We start from the raw sequence: 16,796 nt of genomic DNA, 5'->3' as shown, positions 1-16,796 counted from the left end.
TCGCACCGGGAGGGGCGTTCAGCAGACCTCGGTAGGCTGTGCCGCATGAACTCAACACCCTCCGCGATCGACCGGCTGTACAGCGTCATCCCCGCCGGTGGCATCGGATCGAGGCTCTGGCCCCTCTCCCGGGCCGACGCCCCGAAATTCCTGCACGACCTGAGCGGATCGGGCCAGAGCCTGCTGCGCGACACCTTCGACCGCCTGGCGCCCCTCTCCGGTGAACAGCGGATCATGGTGGTCACCGGCCGCGCGCACCGTGCCGCGGTCGAGGAGCAACTCACGAACCTGCGCGACCACAACGTGGTGCTCGAGAGCGAGCCGCGCGACTCCACCGCCGCCATCGCGCTGGCCGCCGCCATCCTGGAGAAGCGCGAGCCCGGTGTGATCATCGGGTCCTTCGCGGCCGACCACGTGATCGCCAACCCCGACCGCTTCCGCGCCGCCGTGGCGCAGGGCGTCGAGGTGGCGGATGCCGGCTACATCGTCACCATCGGCATCACGCCCACCGACCCGGCCGTCGGCTTCGGCTACATCCGCTGCGGCGACACGCTCGAGGTGGAGGGCGCCCCCGATGCGCTCGTGGTCACCAACTTCGTCGAGAAGCCCGACCTCGCCACGGCCAAGGGCTACCTCGACGCGGGCAACTACCTCTGGAACGCGGGCATGTTCATCTCGCGCGCCGACAAGCTGCTCGAGCAGCTGGGCGCCACCGAGCCCGAGCTGCTCGCGGGCGTTCTGGCGCTCGCCGAGGCGTGGGACACCCCGAAGCGCGGCGAGATGGTCGACAAGATCTGGCCCACCCTGAAGAAGATCGCCATCGACTACTCGGTGGCCGAGCCGGCCGCCGCGGCGGGCACGCTCGCCGTGATCCCGGGCGACTTCGACTGGGACGACGTGGGCGACTTCGCGTCGATCGCCAAGCTGCACTCCTCGGGCCGCGGCACCGACCTCGCCATCCTCGGCAAGAACGCCCGCGTGCTGGCCGACTCGTCGAGCGGCATCGTGGTGTCGCAGTCGAAGCGCGTGATCAGCCTCATCGGCGTGCGCGACATCGTGGTGGTCGACACCCCGGATGCGCTCCTGGTCACCACGAGCGAGCACGCGCAGCGGGTCAAGTCCGTGGTGGATGCACTCCGCGCAGGCGGTAGCGGGGACGTGCTGTAGGGAGCGATTCCCTAGACTTCAGGTATGAGACGCACCGGGGTTGTCGCCATTGGAACCGTTCTGGGGGCTGTCGCCCTCGTTCTGAGCGGGTGCGCTCCGGCGCCGTCGGGCAGCACGGATGCGGCCACGGGCGCGGCGGGCGATTACTGCGCGCGGATGGTGACGAACTCCGGTGGTCTCGACGATCGCAGCTTCAACCAGTCGAGCTGGGAGGGGCTGCAGGAGGCGCAGAAGCAGTTCGGGATCGACGCCCAGGTTCTCGTCTCGACGGGCGAGACCGACCTGGCACCGAATGTCGCCCAGGCCGTGCAGAGCGGATGCGGCTTCGTGCTGACGGTCGGCTACGAGCTCGCCGACGCCACCCTCGAAGAAGCCACCGCCAACCCCGACACGCACTTCGCGATCGTCGACGAGACGGTGACCGCCCCGAACGTGAAGCCGATCCTGTTCGACACCGCGCAGGCCTCGTACCTCGCCGGCTACCTCGCCGCCGGCGTCTCGAAGACCGGCAAGGTGGCCACCTTCGGCGGCGGCAACCAGCCCCCGGTCACCCTCTTCATGGACGGCTTCGTCGACGGCGTCGCGAAGTACAACGAGGTGCACGGCACCCAGGTGCAGGCCCTCGGGTGGGACAAGGCCGCCCAGGACGGCGTGTTCACGGGCGACTTCGAAGACATCAACAAGGGCAAGACGGTGACTCAGGGCTTCATCGACCAGGGTGCCGACGTCATCCTGCCGGTCGCCGGCCAGGTGGGCGAGGGGGCGGCATCCGCTGCTCTCGAGTCGGGTACCGCGTCGATCATCTGGGTCGACAACGACGGCTACGAGACGTTGCCCGCCGAGTACCACCCGATCGTGCTCACCAGCGTGATGAAGAACACCGGCGATGCCGTGGTGGGCATCGTCGGCGACGACATCGACGGCACGTTCTCGTCGGACCCCTTCGTGGGCACCCTCGAGAACGGCGGAGTGGCGCTCGCTCCCTTCCACGATCTCGAGCCGCGGGTGCCGGCCGCCCTGTCCACCGAACTCGAGGATCTGAAGGGGCAGATCGTGTCGGGCGCGATCACGGTGACGTCGCCCAGCACGCCGTGACGCCCGGTTGCGTTTCAGGTGCGAGGGGTGGACATTTCGCGCACGTTACGGCGTGATCGCGGCTTTGTAACGCTTGGGCTGCTATGGGGTCGCACCTCTGTTGCGGGGCGTCACATTCGGTAACGTGGACTCCCACACAGCCCCTGCGCACCTTGCAGGGCAGCATCTTGGAGGACATCTTGAGCATCAACATGCGCCGCGCCAGCCTGGCCGGCTTCGCCACCCTGGGCGTGGCAGCTCTTCTGGCCGGATGCGCGTCCGCGCCGTCGGACACCGCATCCACGGGCACCGCCGCCGCCGCGAGCGACTTCGTTCCCTGCATGGTCTCGGACTCGGGTGGATTCGACGACAAGTCGTTCAACCAGGCCGGCTTCGAAGGCATCACCGAGGCCGCCGACAAGCTCGGCGTCGAGCCCGTCACGGTCGAGTCGGCTGCTGAGACCGACTTCGAGCCGAACATCGACAACCTCGTCTCGCAGAACTGCAGCCTCATCATCTCCGTCGGCTTCCTCCTCGCCGACGCCACCAAGGCGGCCGCCACGGCCAACCCCGACGTCGACTTCTCGATCATCGACGACTCGTCGATCGAGGCCGACAACGTCAAGCCCATCGTCTTCGACACCGCCCAGGCTGCGTTCCTCGCCGGCTACTCCGCCGCGAGCTACAGCAAGTCGGGCACCGTCGGCACCTTCGGTGGCATGCAGATCCCGTCGGTCACCATCTTCATGGACGGCTTCGTCGACGGCGTCAACTACTACAACACCCAGAAGGGCACGAGCGTCAAGGCCATCGGCTGGGACGTCGCCGGCCAGACCGGTGTCTTCACCGGAGGCTTCGCCGCCGGTGTCGAGGCCAAGACCGCGGCCCAGGGCCTCATCGACCAGGGTGCAGACGTCATCCTCCCCGTCGGTGGCCCGATCTTCCTCTCCGCCGGTGAGGCCATCAAGGACTCGGGCAAGGACATCGCGCTGATCGGTGTCGACTCCGACAACTACCTCACCGCTCCCGACCTCTCGAGCCTCTTCCTCACCTCGGTGCTGAAGGGCGTGAAGGCCGGCGTGGTCGACGTCGTCGACACCGCTGCCGCGGGCAACTTCGACGCCACCCCGTTCGTGGGCACCCTCGAGAACGACGGAGTCGGCATCGCGCCGTTCCACGACTTCGAGAGCAAGGTCTCGCCCGACCTGCAGGGTGAGCTCGACAAGATCACCGAGGGGATCATCGACGGCTCGATCACGGTCGAGTCGCCTTCCACCCCGTAATATCTGAAGACACTCGGTCGGGGGGACCAGCCTTGCTGGTCCCCCCGACTTCTTTAATGGCCAAAGCTCCGTGCTGGACTGACCTCGGCAGGTAGGTAGATTGACTTTATGAAGCTCGAACTTCGGGGCATCACGAAACGATTCGGTGCCCTCACCGCCAACGACCACATCGACCTCACGGTCGAGCCGGGCGAGATCCACTGCCTTCTCGGCGAGAACGGCGCCGGCAAGTCCACCCTCATGAACGTGCTCTACGGCCTCTACCAGGCCGATGAGGGCGAGATCGTGCTCGACGACGTCGTCCAGCACTTCGCAGGGCCGGGCGATGCCATGAACGCCGGTATCGGCATGGTGCACCAGCACTTCATGCTGATCCCCGTGTTCACCGTCGCCGAGAACGTGATGCTCGGCCACGAACAGACCGGTTTCGCCGGCCGGCTCGACCTCACCGCGGCACGCAAGCAGGTGCGCGAGATCAGCGACCGGTTCGGCTTCGACGTCGATCCGGATGCGCTGGTCGACGATCTCCCCGTCGGCGTCCAGCAGCGGGTCGAGATCATCAAGGCCCTCTCCCGCGACGCCCAGGTTCTCGTGTTCGACGAGCCAACCGCGGTGCTCACCCCGCAGGAGACCGATGAGCTGATGGCCATCATGCGGCTGCTGAAAGAGCGCGGCACCTCCATCGTCTTCATCACCCACAAGCTCCGCGAGGTGCGTGAGGTGGCCGACCGCATCACGGTCATCCGCCTCGGCAAGGTCGTGGGCGAGGCATCGCCCACCGCCACCAACGCCGAGCTCGCCTCGCTCATGGTGGGCCGCGCCGTCGAGCTCACCGTGCACAAGGAGCCGGCCACGCCGGGCGCCCCCGCGCTCGTCGTCGAGAACCTCTCGGTCATCGATGCCCGGGGCCAGGTCACCGTGAACGACGTGTCGTTCGACGTGAAGGCGGGGGAGATCCTCGCCATCGCGGGCGTGCAGGGCAACGGTCAGACCGAGCTCACCGAGGCGCTGATGGGCCTGCAGGACAGGGTGACCGGATCCGTCACGCTCGACGGGCGCTCGATCTCGGGCTTCACCCCGCGCAAAGTGCTCGACGCCGGCGTCGGCTTCGTGCCGGAAGACCGCAAGGAAGACGGACTGGTGGGCGAGTTCACCATCGCCGAGAACCTCATGCTCGACCGCTCGGAGTCGGAGCCCTTCGTGAAGCGCGGCTCGCTGCAGCTGAGCTACCTCAACACGTTCGCCGAAGAGAAGTCGAAAGAGTTCGACGTGCGTTCGCAGGGCATCCAGACGGAGGTCGGCCGTCTCTCGGGCGGCAACCAGCAGAAGGTCGTGCTGGCGCGCGAGCTGTCGAGGGAGCTGCGGCTGTTCGTGGCCGCTCAGCCCACCCGCGGTATCGATGTGGGCTCGATCGAGTTCGTGCACAAGCGGATCGTCGCCACGCGCGACGAGGGCATCCCCGTGGTGGTCGTGTCGACCGAGCTCGACGAGGTCGTCGCGCTCGCCGACCGCATCGCGGTGATGTACCGCGGCGGGATCGTGGGCATCGTGCCCGGCAATACGCCCCGCGACATCCTGGGACTCATGATGGCGGGTGAACCGGCCCCCGCAGAGCTGCCGGTCGACCCGGCCGAGCCCGCCGACACGGAAGGAATCATCGCGTGAGCGACGGCACCCAGAACACCCCTGCTCCCGCGGCGGCTGCGCCGGTCGGGCCTGCGACGCCGACGGCGCCTCCTGCGGTCGAGCCGCCCTCGCGCTGGCGCACCACCTTCAACGAGATCATCGGCGGAAGCGTGATGATCTCGATCCTGGCGGTGGTGCTCGCGCTCATCGCCGGCGGCATCCTGATCGCCATCACCGACGAGAACGTGCAGAAGGCGGCGGGCTACTTCTTCGCCCGGCCCGGTGACACCCTCGCGGAGATCTGGAAGGCCGCATCCGGAGCGTACGTCGCGCTCTTCCAGGGAGCGGTGTTCAACCCGAACCGGCCCCAGTTCCTCGACCAGATCAAGCCGATCACCGAGACGCTCTCGTTCGCCACGCCCCTGATCGTGGCGGGCCTCGGTGTGGGTCTCGCGTTCCGCGTCGGCATGTTCAACATCGGTGGCCGCGGCCAGATGCTCATCGCCGCCGCGTGCGCCGGCTGGGTGGGCTTCACCCTCCACCTGCCCTGGGGTCTGCACATGGTGGTGGCGGTCATCGCCGGCCTCATCGGTGGAGGCATCTGGGGAGGCATCGCGGGCTTCCTCAAGGCGCGCACCGGAGCCCACGAGGTGATCGTCACGATCATGCTCAACTACGTGGCGTTCTATCTCGTGTCGTACCTGCTGCGCACGCCGATCCTGCAGGCGCCCGGCTCGAACAACCCGAAGTCGCCGGCGCTCGATTCCACGGCGGTGTTCCCCGATCTCTTCGGGCCCCAGTTCAACCTGAACTTCGGGTTCATCCTGGTGATCGCGGCCACGTTCTTCGTGTGGTGGCTGCTGAATCGCTCGTCGCTCGGCTTCAAGTTCCGGGCCGTGGGCATCAATCCCAATGCGGCGCGGGTGGCCGGCATCAACGTGAAGAACATGTACGTCTACGCCATGGTCATCTCCGGGGCCCTGATCGGTCTCGCCGGTGTGTCGCAGGTGCTCGGCCCGCTCTCCTCGGGCTTCAGCTCGGGGCTGGATGCGGGCATCGGATTCGACGCCATCACGGTGGCCCTCCTCGGGCGGTCGAAGCCGTGGGGCATCTTCATCGCGGGCATCCTGTTCGGTGCCTTCAAGGCCGGTGGATTCGCGATGCAGGCGTCGCAGGGCATCCCGATCGACATCGTGCTCGTCGTGCAGTCGCTCATCGTGCTGTTCATCGCGGCGCCGCCGCTCATCCGCACGGTGTTCCGCCTGCCCGATCCCTCGAAGCCGAAGAAGCCGAAGGCGCCGAAGGCCCCCACCGCCACCCCGGTCTCGGCCTCGACCGGAGAGGCGGTGACCGCGAAATGAGCGAGATCATCCCCAACCGCGGAAACCTGGCCCCCTCGGGCGGCCTCCCGCCCACCGAGCACAACCATCCCGACGCACCTGCCGGGGGTTCGCTCGCGACCGTGCTCGTGAAGAGCTGGAAGGCGCCCATCGCCTTCGGTGTCTTCGCCCTCGGCGCCATCATCCTGTTCGTGGCCTTCGGGCGCGACGGTGACTCCACCTTCCGACTCTCCACCGACTCCGACCTCATCCAGCTGCCGGATGTCGTGCTGCCCACCCGGCCGACCGGCATCGTCATCACGGTGCTGCTCGTCGCGATCGCGGCGCTCTCGGCCTGGCTGGTGAGCTCGGGCCGGCGGGTGCGGCTGTGGATCATCGTGGTGTTCGCGGTGCTGTTCCTCATCGCGTTCCTCACCTGGGCATCCGCGGGGCAGACCATCCCCGTCCCCGGCCTGCTGATCGGAACGGTGTCGCTCTCGGTGCCGCTGATCTTCGGTGCCATGGGCGGCGTGATCTCGGAGCGCGTCGGTGTGGTCAACGTCGCGATCGAGGGCCAGCTGCTCGCCGGCGCGTTCGTGTCGGCGGTGGTGGCATCCGTCACCGGTAACCCGTTCATCGGTCTGCTCGGTGCGGTCATCGCGGGAACCCTCGTGTCGTTCGTGCTCGCGGCGTTCTCGATCAAGTACCTCGTCGACCAGGTGATCGTGGGTGTGGTGCTCAACGTGCTCGTCACGGGCCTCACCTCGTTCCTGTACTCGCAGGTGCTGACCGCGAACCCCACGCTGCTGAACTCGCCGCCGCGGTTCGACCGCATCCCGATCCCGCTGCTGTCGGAGATCCCCGTGATCGGGCCCACGCTGTTCCGGCAGACCATCGTGGTGTACCTCATGTACATCGCCGTGGCCGTGGTGTTCTACGCGCTGTTCAAGACCAAGTGGGGCCTGCGTGTGCGGGCCGTGGGTGAGCATCCGCAGGCCGCCGACACCGTGGGCATCAAGGTGAACCGCACCCGGTTCTGGAACGTGTCGCTCGCCGGCGCGATCGCCGGTCTCGGTGGGGCGTACTTCACGCTCGGCTCGGTGGGTGCGTTCAACAAGGAGATGACGGCGGGTGCCGGTTATATCGCGCTCGCGGCGGTGATCTTCGGACGGTGGGACCCCATCCGGGCCACGCTCGCCGCACTGCTGTTCGGCTTCGCGTCGAACCTGCAGAACGTGCTCGGCATCATCGGGTCGCCGGTGCCGTCGGAGTTCATGCTGATGCTGCCGTACGTGGTGACGATCTTCGCGGTGGCCGGGCTCGTGGGCAAGTCGCGCGGGCCGGCGGCATCCGGCAAACCCTACGTCGGGTCTTAGGAGGCGCACCATGGCTGAAATCGATTGGGATTCATTGCGGGCCGTCGCGCTCGAGGCGATGGAGAAGGCCTACGTGCCGTACTCCAAGTTCCCCGTGGGTGTTGCTGCCATCGTCGACGACGGGCGGGTGATCTCGGGCTGCAACGTCGAGAACGCCTCCTACGGGTTGACGCTCTGCGCCGAGTGCGCGCTCGTGTCGTCGCTGCACATGACGGGCGGCGGCAAGCTCGTGGCGTTCACCTGCGTCGACGGGCACGGCAACGCGCTCATGCCGTGCGGCCGGTGCCGCCAGCTGCTCTTCGAGCACTCGGCGGAGGGGATGCTGCTCGAGACCGTGTCGGGCATCAAGACGATCGACGAGGTGATCCCGGATGCCTTCGGCCCCCGCACCCTCGTGGAGTACCGCGAAGAGTCGCTCGCGGAGTAATCCGGATCCGTCACTTTTTGCGCGAATCTCCGCTGTTTCGCGCAAAAAGTGACGGATCTGCGGACCGATAGTTAGGAACCACTGCATGGCCACCGAAGCGCACGACGTCGTCGACCTCATCCGTACCAAGCGCGATCACGGCACGCTCACGACCGCCGAGATCAACTGGTTGATCGACGCGTACACGCGCGGGTACGTGGCCGACGAGCAGATGTCGGCACTCGCCATGGCGATCGTGCTGAACGGGATGTCGCGGGAGGAGATCCGCGATCTCACCCTCGCCATGATCGCCTCGGGCGAGCGGATGGACTTCTCCGGCCTCGGCAAGCCCACCGTCGACAAGCACTCCACCGGCGGGGTGGGCGACAAGATCACGCTGCCGCTCATGCCCCTCGTGGCGTCGTTCGGCGTGGCGGTGCCCCAGCTCTCGGGCCGCGGCCTCGGGCACACGGGAGGCACGCTCGACAAGCTCGAGTCGATTCCCGGATGGCGCGCCTCGCTCTCCAACGAGGAGATCTTCGCCCAGCTGGAGTCGGTGGGCGGGGTGATCTGCGCCGCCGGATCGGGCCTCGCGCCCGCCGACAAGAAGCTCTACGCCCTGCGTGACATCACCGGAACGGTCGAGGCCATCCCGCTCATCGCGTCGTCGATCATGTCGAAGAAGATCGCCGAGGGCACCGACTCGCTCGTGCTCGACGTGAAGTTCGGCTCGGGCGCGTTCATGCAGGACATCAACCTCTCGCGCGAGCTCGCCCGCACCATGGTCGACCTCGGCAACGACGCCGGCGTGCGCACCACGGCCCTGCTCACCAACATGCACGTGCCGCTCGGCCGTGCCATCGGCAACGCCAACGAGGTGCGCGAGTCCGTCGAGGTGCTCGCGGGCGGTGGGCCGGCGGATGTCGTGGAGCTCACCATAGCGCTCGCGGCGGAGATGCTGCGCCTCGCCGGGCAGCCCGATGCCGATGTGGCCGCCGCGCTCGCCGATGGACGTGCGATGGACTCGTGGAACCGCGTCATCCGGGCCCAGGGCGGCGACCCCACGGCCGCTCTGCCCGTGGCGCGGGAGACCCACACCGTGGTGGCGCCGCGTTCGGGTGTCGTGCTGCGGCAGGATGCGCTCGCCTTCGGCATCGCCGCCTGGCGTCTCGGCGCCGGCCGCGCTCGCGCGCAGGACGCCGTGCAGCACGCCGCCGGTATCGACCTGCTTGCGAAGCCGGGCGACGCCGTGGTGGCGGGGCAGCCCCTGTTCACCCTGTCGGCCGATGAGCCGGAGCGCTTCGAGCGTGCTCTGGAGTCGCTCGAGGGGGCCTACTCGATCGGCGACGCGTCGGAGTACTTCGGTGAGGCGCCTCTGGTGGCCGAGCGCATCTCGTAGCCTCCCGAAGCGTCACTCGTCGCGCCAAGACAAGGGCCTTCGCGTGACGAGTGACGCCGCGGGCGAGCGCCTGGCAGAAAGTGTGGGGGGCGTGGCCAGAAGTGGGTGGCGGGTGCTCGGGCGTCAGCTCTAGCGTGGGGGAATGGCTATCGTTCCCGATGACAAGAACTGGACGTGGGTGCTCGAGCGGGAGTGCCCCGAGTGCGGCTTCGACTCCTCCGCCACGGCGGCGCGCGACGTGCCCGGCCTGCTCCGTGCGAACGCGGCGGCCTGGCCCGCCGTTCTGCAGCGCGCGGATGTGGCCGTGCGACCGGATGATGCCACCTGGTCGGCGCTCGAATACTCCGCGCACGTGCGAGACGTGTTCCGCATCTTCCGCGTTCGGTTCGCGCTCATGCTCGACGAAGACGACCCTGAATTCGCCAACTGGGATCAGGATGCCACGGCGATCGAGGAGCGCTACAACGAGCAGAACCCCGCCACCGTGTCGGCCGAGCTCACCGAGGCGGCGGAGGCCCTTGCCGATGCTCTCGAGGCGGTGCCCGACGACGCGTGGGAGCGGCGCGGCTACCGAGGCGACGGATCTGCCTTCACGGTCGACACCCTCGCCCGCTACTTCATCCACGACCCGGTGCACCACCTGCACGACGTGCGAGGCTAGACGGAGGGCTCGCCGATGCGCTCGAGGGCATCGACGATGAGGTTCCAGAACTTCTCGTGATCGAGCTGCATCGCCACCTTCGTGGTGCAGCCCTCCGGTGCAGGGCCGCGGAAATCGGCCACGGTCATGCCGAGTGTCAAGGTTCCCGTGAGCTCCACGTCGAGCGGAACGGTGCGCGTGGTCATCACCGAGGGGTCGATGACCTGCGCCACGGCGCACGGGTCGTGCACGGGCGGGTGGTCGAGGCCCTGCGCTTCGAGGTAGGTGTGGGCGAAGAACGCGAGCAGCTCCACCACGAACTGCGACGGCGAGGTGCCGATGGCCCGGATGCGCTCCACCACCTCGGGGGTGGCGAGGGCCTGGTGCGTGACGTCGAGCCCCACCATGGTGAGCGGCCACGACTCGTTGAACACGATGTGCGCGGCCTCGGGGTCGATGATGATGTTGAACTCGCTGGTGGCGCTCCAGTTGCCCACGTTGTAGCCGCCGCCCATCAGCACCACCTCTTTCACCCTCGGCACGATGCGCGGCTCCTTGCGCGCGGCCATCGCGATGTTGGTGAGGCCGCCGGTGGGCACGAGCGTGACGGTGCCCGGTTCGTGCGCCATGATCGTGTCGATGATGAGGTCGACGGCGTGCCGGCCGTCGAGCTGCTGCACCGGATCGGGCAGCACGGGCCCATCGAGCCCCGACTCGCCGTGGATGTCGGGAGCGACCTCGATGGGCCGCACCAGCGGGCGCGCGCATCCGGCGGCGAACGGCACGCCCGTGATGCCCGCCACCCGCGCCACCGAGAGGGCGTTGCGGGTGACCTTCTCGAGGGTCTGGTTGCCCACGACGGTGGTGACGGCGAGCAGCTCGATGTCGGGATTGCCGTGGGCGAGCAGGAGAGCGATGGCGTCGTCGTGACCGGGATCGCAGTCGAGGATGATCTTCGTGGGCATGGGAGAAGCATATATGAAAACAGAATTCATCTGTGTATGATCGCCGCATGACATCGAACGTTTCCGGTTCCGCGCCCGACGCACAGGGTCTCGTCGCACAGGGTCTCATCGCACAGGGCGCCGCCCGGGTGGAGTGGATCCGCTCGCGCATGCCGCTGCTCGCCGCGGCCCGCGCCGACCTCGCCGCCACGCGGCCGTTCGCGGGGCACCGCATCGGCATGTCACTGCACATCGAGCCGAAGACGGCCGTGCTGCTCGAGACACTGGCGGCCGGCGGCGCCGAGATCGTCGGCACGGGCAACCACGGTTCCACGCAGGACGACGTCGTGGCATTCCTCAACGCGAGCGGCGCCGGCATGACGCTGTTCGGTGCGCGCGACGACACACTGGAGCAGCATCACGCCAACATCCGGAGGGTTCTCGATGCGGCCCCCGACATGCTGCTCGACAACGGCGGCGACCTCGCGGCCGGCGTCGTGGGCGACGGCACGGCGGCGGGCATCCTCGGCGGCACCGAGGAGACCACCTCGGGGGGAGACCGGCTGCGCGGCGAGCTCGCGGGAGCGGTGCCGTTCCCCATGATCGTGATCAACGACAGCCTGCTGAAGGCCATCGGCGAGAACAAGCACGCCGTCGGTCAGTCGGTGGTCGAGAGTTTCATGCGCATCACCAACCTCATGGTTCCCGGGCGGCGCTTCGTGGTGTTCGGGTACGGCTGGTGCGGTCGCGGGGTGGCGCACTACCTGCGCGCGCTCGGGGCCAAGGTCGCCGTGGTGGAGGTCGACGAGCTGAAGGCGTTCGAGGCCGCGCTCGATGGATTCCGGGTGTCGACGGAGGTCGGCGGCGGCCCGGCACTCGCGGAGTGGGGCGACGTGTTCATCACGGCCACCGGGCATCCGGGCGTGCTGGGCCTCGACACCATCGGGCGAATGCGCGACGGCGCCATCCTGGCCAACTGCGGCCACTTCCCGTGGGAGATCGACGTACCGGGCCTGCGTGCGGCGTCCACGGGCAGCCGCGAGATCGTGGAGGCCATCGAGCGCATCGACCTGCCCGATGGGCGGCACGTGGTGCTCATTGCCGGGGGCCGCATGTTCAACCTCGCCGGGCGGGAGCCGAAGGGCAACTCGCTCGAGTCGATGGACCTGGGGTTCCTGCTGCAGACCCTCTCACTCGAACGGGTGGCGACGGATGCCGCCTCCCTCGTTCCGGGCGCGCAACCCGTTCCCGACGACATCGATCGCACCATCGCCCGGCGCATGCTGGCGGCGATGAGCGCCTCCGAATAGGCCCCGGCCCGAGGAGGAATCGACATGCCACCCGACTACGCGGTGCCCGCGCTCGAGAAAGCGCTCGACATCCTCGAGGTGCTCGCTGATCGCCCCGCTCTCAGCCAGCTCGAGATCGCGCAGGCGGTCGACCGTTCGCCGAGTCAGATCTTCCGTGTGCTCACCACACTCGAGCGTCGTGGCTACCTCTATCGCGATGCCCAGAGTGGGGCCTACTCGCTCTCGCTGCGCCTCTTCGACCTCTCGCACCGCCAGGAGCCGCTGCGCTCGCTGACGGATGCCGCGCTCGGCCCCATGCGGGAGCTGGCCGCCGCCACGGGCCAGTCGTGCAACCTCAGCGTGCTCGAGAGCGGCGGAGTGCGCGTAGTGGCCCAGGTGGAGAGCCCGGCCGATTTCGGCTTCCGCGTGCGGGTGGGAGCGCTGTTCCCGCTCGAGACCACGGCGACAGGAGCCGTGCTGAGCGCCTTCGGGGGCGAGAGCATGATCGGGCCGGTCGACCTCCTGTTCGGCGATACGGTCGACATGGCGGCTGGGGGCGTCTCCGATGCGGCCTCCGATGGCGCCTCCGATGCGCTGGTGCGGCATCCGGCAGCCATCGACGAGGGGGAAGACGATGATGCCTCCCGCGAGGTGGCGCGGCCTAGCGGGCGGCGAGAGGGTGACGTCGACGGGGCGATTCTTCGTCGCATCCGGAATGACGGGTTCGTGGAGCGGTCCGACCCGCTGCAGCCGTCAGTGACGGATGTCGTTTTCCCGGTGCTGAACCGCGCCCGCACCGCGCTCGCCGCCCTCACGGTTCCCTACGTGGCCACGAGCTACAGCAGCGTTCCGGCAGAGCGCGTGCGGGAGCTGACGCGCGCCGCCGTGATGCGCATCAGTGCGTCACTGGGCCTCTGACGGGGCCGACGACCACGGAGTCCGGCAGCGGATGAGGCTCCGGTGCCGGCGCCCGGGAAACACACCCTGGTCTCGCACGGTGAGAGCCTCACCGGCACTGGGCGGCGACCTCGATCTGCTCATCGCTCGGGCGCCCGTACGCCTCGATGCCGGACCCCGGCAGGTCGAAGCCCATGCCGATCGCCCAGGCCGTGGCCCACGTCTCGTCGTCGGAGTTGAACACCGGTCCTGAGAAGAGACTCCAGCAGGCGTCGCGGTAGGCCTGGGTGTGGCCGACCTCGTGGGTCACCACCGCCCGAGGGTTGCGGTCGGTGTCCCACTCCGTCTCGATGGGGTAGTTGAGGCTGATGATCGCCCAGCCGCCGTCGGTGGGCCAGGTCTGGGCCGTGCCCGAGAGCCAGCCTTCCCCGAGCCCTGAGACCTCCGGTGCCCACACGAAATCGAGGGTCATCCCATTGCTGATCGAGCGGGCGTAGGCCTCGATCTCGTGCCGCACGGCCAGCGACGGATCGTTCTGTTCCGCCGCCATCCTCGCCTGTGAATCGGTGACCGCGCGCTCGGCGACGGCGAAGGCGGAGAGGAACGCCCCGTCGTGCGAGGAGCTGCCCGCGGGATCGGATGCCTGTTCGATGAGCCGGGTGAAGTCCACCTGGGTGGCCTTCGTGGCGAGAGGGCTCGCGGCGATCGTGGCGGTTCCTCGTGCGCCGAGGCCCTCGAAGTAGGCGTTCTCGCGATCATCCAGTGCGTCCTGCGCCTCCGCTGCGGCGTCGTTCGCGGTGTTCAGCGAATCGGCCGTGTCGCGCGCCTCGCGGGCGTCACCGGTCGCGGCCTCGGTGGCCGAGACGAGCTCCCACGGCGGGCGGTAGCCCTCCGGTTCGGTGCGCCCGTCGAGCTCGTGCGTCGCATCCGGTGCCGTCGTGCCCGAGTCGGGGTCAGTACCGCTCGCAGTGACCTCCCTCAGGTCGTCGACCTCCTCGACGACCGTGCTGAGCGCGGTGATGGCGGTTCGCAACGGCTCCGCCTCCGCCGAGGTGTCGGCCGCGAACTCCGGGGCCGCGGCCACGGATTGCAGGCTGGCGAGCACGCCATCGATGCTGGGAATCCGGGCCTGGAAGGCGTTGACGGCGTCGCGCTCGTCGTTCTGGGCATCGGCGAGACTCACGGTGGCCGTGTCGTAATCGGAGCGCGCGACGACGCTCCAGCCCCAGAAACCGCCGGCCAGAACCCCGGCTGCCACGATGGTCGCGCCCGCGATGATGAAGCCGCGGCGCTTCCGCCGGCGGGATGGCACGGGGCCGGATTCCGTCTGGGGCGCGGCCGTCATCGCCGGGAAGGCGGGCAGCTCGGAAGCCGCGGGCAGCTCGGAGGCCGCGGGCGGCGCGGCGGCCGCGGGCAGCGCGGAAGCCGCGGGCAGCTCGGAGACTGCGGGCGGCGCGAAGGCCGTGGGCGGCGCGGAGGCCGCGGGCTCCGCGGCCGGCCCCGCTTCGGGCCCCGCGGGCTCGCCGGATGCGGTGTTCTCAGTGGTCATCGGAGTGGGTCCTCTCCCGCCGCGTGCTGTCGCGGTGACAACATCCTAGAGGCGGTGAACGACACCTGTCGGCGCCTCGGAGCCGGGCGGGTCGGCGCCCTGCCGGAGACACCGCACCGCCCCACGACCTATGGTGGAACCATGACCGCAGCGCCTGAGGAATACCTCGTCCCCGGAACCGACATCAGCTTCAATTCCCTGCCGAAAGTGTCGCTCCACGACCACCTCGACGGCGGTCTGCGGCCCGGCACCATCATCGAGCTCGCCGACGCGATCGGCCTGAAGATCCCCTCGAACGACGAGCTCGAACTGGCCGACTGGTTCGAAGACAGCGCCGACTCCGGTTCGCTGCCCAGCTACCTCGCCACCTTCGACGTCACCATCGGAGTGATGCAGACCCGGGAGGGACTCATCCGGGTGGCCCGCGAATTCGTGAACGACCTCGCCGCCGACGGCGTGATCTACGGAGAGGTGCGCTGGGCCCCCGAGCAGCACCTCACCAAGGGGCTCTCGCTCGACGATGTCGTGGAGGCCGTGCAGGAAGGCCTCGAGCTCGGAACGGATGACGCGCGCAACGCCGGAGGCAGCATCCGGGTGGGCCAGCTGATCACCGCGATGCGGCACGCCGACCGCGGACTCGAGATCGCCGAACTCGCCGTGCGGCACCGCGATCGCGGCGTCGTGGGCTTCGACATCGCGGGCGCAGAACTCGGCTTCCCCGCCAAGAACCAGCTGGCGGCGTTCGACTACCTGGCACACCACTTCTTCCCGGTCACGGTGCACGCGGGCGAGGGTGACGGACTCGAGAGCATCAAGGGCGCCCTCTTCCACGGCCGTGCGCTGCGCCTCGGCCACGGGGTGCGCATCGCGGAGGACATCGAGATCGAGCGGCAGGACGACGACAACACCTACGTGAGCCTCGGCCTGCTCGCCCAGTGGGTGAAAGACCGCGAGATCGCACTCGAGCTCTCTCCCTCGTCGAACCTGCAGACGGGTGCCATCTCCGAGTGGGGCGACGACCTCGCCGATCACCCCTTCGACCTGCTCTACCAGCTCGGCTTCCAGGTGACGGTGAACACCGACAACCGGCTGATGAGCAACACCTCGATCAGCCGTGAACTCGCTCTGCTGACGGATGCCTTCGGCTACGACCTCTCCGACATCGAGGTGTTCCAGCTGAACGCGGCCGCCGCCACCTTCCTGCCGATCGAAGACCGCGAAGACCTCGCCGACGCCATCTCGGAGGGCTTCGACGAGGCCTGAGCAGGCCCACTGCTAAGGCTGCGTGGCTGCCGCGGCTCCCTCGGCGGCCATGGCGGCGTAGTCGGGCAGCTCCTGCAGCGCCCAGGAGTTGCCATCGGGGTCGCTGAAGTACACGAACAGACCCCATCCCTCGTCGATGACCTCGCTGCACTCGACGCCGTTCGCGCGCAGGTGCGCGTGGGCATCCGCGGCGCTCGGCACGACGACCTGCACGGCCTTCAGCGAGCCCGGCTGCATCGTGGAGACGCCCTTGCCGAAGGCGATGGAGCAGGCCGAACCAGGTGGGGTGAGCTGCACGAAACGGATGTCCTCGGTGGGCGAGGCGTCGTGGTCGGCCACGAAGCCCACCTGGTCGACGTAGAACGCCTTCGCGCGGTCGATGTCGGTGACGGGGAAGGCGATGAGCTCGATCTTCCAGTTCTCGATCATGGTGGTGTCCTCTCGGGGTTGGCTGCGACCCACGCTACGACTCGGACAGGCGTCGCCGGAAGGGACCGGGCGCACCCTCGCCGAGAACGTCACGCGGTGGCGCGTGCAGCGAACTCCCCGGCTTCATCCACGCGG

The 16,796-nt window shown here is 68.6% G+C and carries 15 protein-coding genes; 12 read left to right on the top strand and 3 right to left on the bottom strand.

Translation table 11 applies throughout. The annotated features are described in order from the left end of the window. The first annotated feature begins 45 nt into the window (after window positions 1-45). The 9 genes from EPO52_RS00850 (at window position 46) to EPO52_RS00810 (ending at window position 10,311) form a co-directional block, all read left to right on the top strand. A complete protein-coding gene (locus EPO52_RS00850; protein ID WP_290800651.1) occupies window positions 46-1,167 on the top strand; it encodes a mannose-1-phosphate guanylyltransferase in 1,122 nt (373 codons plus the stop codon). A gap of 24 nt (window positions 1,168-1,191) precedes the next feature. Then, window positions 1,192-2,262, top strand: a complete 1,071-nt coding sequence (locus tag EPO52_RS00845; protein WP_290800649.1) for a BMP family ABC transporter substrate-binding protein — start codon at window positions 1,192-1,194, stop codon at window positions 2,260-2,262. A 179-nt stretch (window positions 2,263-2,441) separates the two neighbouring features. Beyond that, window positions 2,442-3,524 carry a BMP family ABC transporter substrate-binding protein gene (locus EPO52_RS00840; RefSeq protein ID WP_290800647.1) on the top strand — a complete coding sequence of 361 codons (1,083 nt, stop codon included), beginning with the start codon at window positions 2,442-2,444 and terminating at the stop codon, window positions 3,522-3,524. 108 nt (window positions 3,525-3,632) lie between these two features. After that, window positions 3,633-5,189 carry an ABC transporter ATP-binding protein gene (locus EPO52_RS00835; protein ID WP_290800645.1) on the top strand — a complete coding sequence of 519 codons (1,557 nt, stop codon included), beginning with the start codon at window positions 3,633-3,635 and terminating at the stop codon, window positions 5,187-5,189. Further along, window positions 5,186-6,511: an ABC transporter permease gene (locus EPO52_RS00830; protein WP_290800643.1), complete on the top strand. Its 1,326-nt coding sequence runs from the start codon at window positions 5,186-5,188 to the stop codon at window positions 6,509-6,511. The genes EPO52_RS00835 and EPO52_RS00830 overlap by 4 nt, the downstream gene beginning before the upstream one ends. Continuing rightward, window positions 6,508-7,845, top strand: a complete 1,338-nt coding sequence (locus tag EPO52_RS00825) for an ABC transporter permease (RefSeq protein WP_290800641.1) — start codon at window positions 6,508-6,510, stop codon at window positions 7,843-7,845. The genes EPO52_RS00830 and EPO52_RS00825 overlap by 4 nt, the downstream gene beginning before the upstream one ends. A 10-nt stretch (window positions 7,846-7,855) precedes the next feature. Then, a complete protein-coding gene (locus tag EPO52_RS00820) occupies window positions 7,856-8,272 on the top strand; it encodes a cytidine deaminase (protein ID WP_290800639.1) in 417 nt (138 codons plus the stop codon). An 85-nt stretch (window positions 8,273-8,357) separates the two neighbouring features. Beyond that, window positions 8,358-9,650 (top strand): thymidine phosphorylase, encoded by a 1,293-nt coding sequence (locus EPO52_RS00815; RefSeq protein ID WP_290800637.1) that lies wholly within the window; start codon window positions 8,358-8,360, stop codon window positions 9,648-9,650. A gap of 142 nt (window positions 9,651-9,792) precedes the next feature. Further along, complete coding sequence (locus EPO52_RS00810; protein WP_290800635.1) at window positions 9,793-10,311, top strand: DinB family protein; 519 nt, start codon at window positions 9,793-9,795, stop codon at window positions 10,309-10,311. Here EPO52_RS00810 and EPO52_RS00805 read toward each other — a convergent pair. Next, a complete protein-coding gene (locus EPO52_RS00805) occupies window positions 10,308-11,255 on the bottom strand; it encodes a nucleoside hydrolase (protein ID WP_290800634.1) in 948 nt (315 codons plus the stop codon). The genes EPO52_RS00810 and EPO52_RS00805 overlap by 4 nt on opposite strands. Window positions 11,256-11,302: 47 nt before the next feature. On the opposite strand from EPO52_RS00805, the gene EPO52_RS00800 reads away from it, so the two are divergent. Continuing rightward, window positions 11,303-12,544 (top strand): adenosylhomocysteinase, encoded by a 1,242-nt coding sequence (locus tag EPO52_RS00800; RefSeq protein ID WP_290800633.1) that lies wholly within the window; start codon window positions 11,303-11,305, stop codon window positions 12,542-12,544. A gap of 24 nt (window positions 12,545-12,568) precedes the next feature. Continuing rightward, a complete protein-coding gene (locus EPO52_RS00795) occupies window positions 12,569-13,441 on the top strand; it encodes a helix-turn-helix domain-containing protein (RefSeq protein WP_290800631.1) in 873 nt (290 codons plus the stop codon). A gap of 88 nt (window positions 13,442-13,529) precedes the next feature. On the opposite strand, the gene EPO52_RS00790 is transcribed toward EPO52_RS00795, so the two are convergent. Next, entirely contained in the window at window positions 13,530-14,969 is a 1,440-nt protein-coding gene (locus tag EPO52_RS00790) for a hypothetical protein (RefSeq protein WP_290800629.1), read from the bottom strand. A gap of 141 nt (window positions 14,970-15,110) precedes the next feature. Between EPO52_RS00790 and EPO52_RS00785 the strand changes: the two genes are divergently transcribed. Continuing rightward, window positions 15,111-16,232: an adenosine deaminase gene (locus EPO52_RS00785; protein WP_290800627.1), complete on the top strand. Its 1,122-nt coding sequence runs from the start codon at window positions 15,111-15,113 to the stop codon at window positions 16,230-16,232. A gap of 12 nt (window positions 16,233-16,244) precedes the next feature. Here EPO52_RS00785 and EPO52_RS00780 read toward each other — a convergent pair whose 3' ends face one another. Next, window positions 16,245-16,661, bottom strand: a complete 417-nt coding sequence (locus EPO52_RS00780) for a VOC family protein (protein ID WP_290800625.1) — start codon at window positions 16,659-16,661, stop codon at window positions 16,245-16,247. Window positions 16,662-16,796 lie beyond the last annotated feature (135 nt).

It is taken from the genome of Herbiconiux sp. (genome assembly GCF_004297105.1).
Taxonomy (GTDB): Bacteria; Actinomycetota; Actinomycetes; order Actinomycetales; family Microbacteriaceae; genus Herbiconiux.
Note: the sequence above shows the minus strand (reverse complement) of the source record. Positions and strands in the feature narration are given on the sequence as shown.

What these genes read in the sequence shown, in the direction of transcription:
- EPO52_RS00845 (WP_290800649.1), top strand. Translation starts at nt 1,192, where the DNA reads ATGAGACGCACCGGGGTTGTCGCCATTGGAACCGTTCTGGGGGCTGTC.
- EPO52_RS00820 (WP_290800639.1), top strand. Translation starts at nt 7,856, where the DNA reads ATGGCTGAAATCGATTGGGATTCATTGCGGGCCGTCGCGCTCGAGGCG.
- EPO52_RS00850 (WP_290800651.1), top strand. Translation starts at nt 46, where the DNA reads ATGAACTCAACACCCTCCGCGATCGACCGGCTGTACAGCGTCATCCCC.
- EPO52_RS00785 (WP_290800627.1), top strand. Translation starts at nt 15,111, where the DNA reads ATGACCGCAGCGCCTGAGGAATACCTCGTCCCCGGAACCGACATCAGC.
- EPO52_RS00810 (WP_290800635.1), top strand. Translation starts at nt 9,793, where the DNA reads ATGGCTATCGTTCCCGATGACAAGAACTGGACGTGGGTGCTCGAGCGG.
- EPO52_RS00835 (WP_290800645.1), top strand. Translation starts at nt 3,633, where the DNA reads ATGAAGCTCGAACTTCGGGGCATCACGAAACGATTCGGTGCCCTCACC.
- EPO52_RS00795 (WP_290800631.1), top strand. Translation starts at nt 12,569, where the DNA reads ATGCCACCCGACTACGCGGTGCCCGCGCTCGAGAAAGCGCTCGACATC.
- EPO52_RS00805 (WP_290800634.1), bottom strand. Translation starts at nt 11,255, where the DNA reads ATGCCCACGAAGATCATCCTCGACTGCGATCCCGGTCACGACGACGCC.
- EPO52_RS00800 (WP_290800633.1), top strand. Translation starts at nt 11,303, where the DNA reads ATGACATCGAACGTTTCCGGTTCCGCGCCCGACGCACAGGGTCTCGTC.
- EPO52_RS00815 (WP_290800637.1), top strand. Translation starts at nt 8,358, where the DNA reads ATGGCCACCGAAGCGCACGACGTCGTCGACCTCATCCGTACCAAGCGC.
- EPO52_RS00790 (WP_290800629.1), bottom strand. Translation starts at nt 14,969, where the DNA reads ATGACCACTGAGAACACCGCATCCGGCGAGCCCGCGGGGCCCGAAGCG.
- EPO52_RS00780 (WP_290800625.1), bottom strand. Translation starts at nt 16,661, where the DNA reads ATGATCGAGAACTGGAAGATCGAGCTCATCGCCTTCCCCGTCACCGAC.
- EPO52_RS00825 (WP_290800641.1), top strand. Translation starts at nt 6,508, where the DNA reads ATGAGCGAGATCATCCCCAACCGCGGAAACCTGGCCCCCTCGGGCGGC.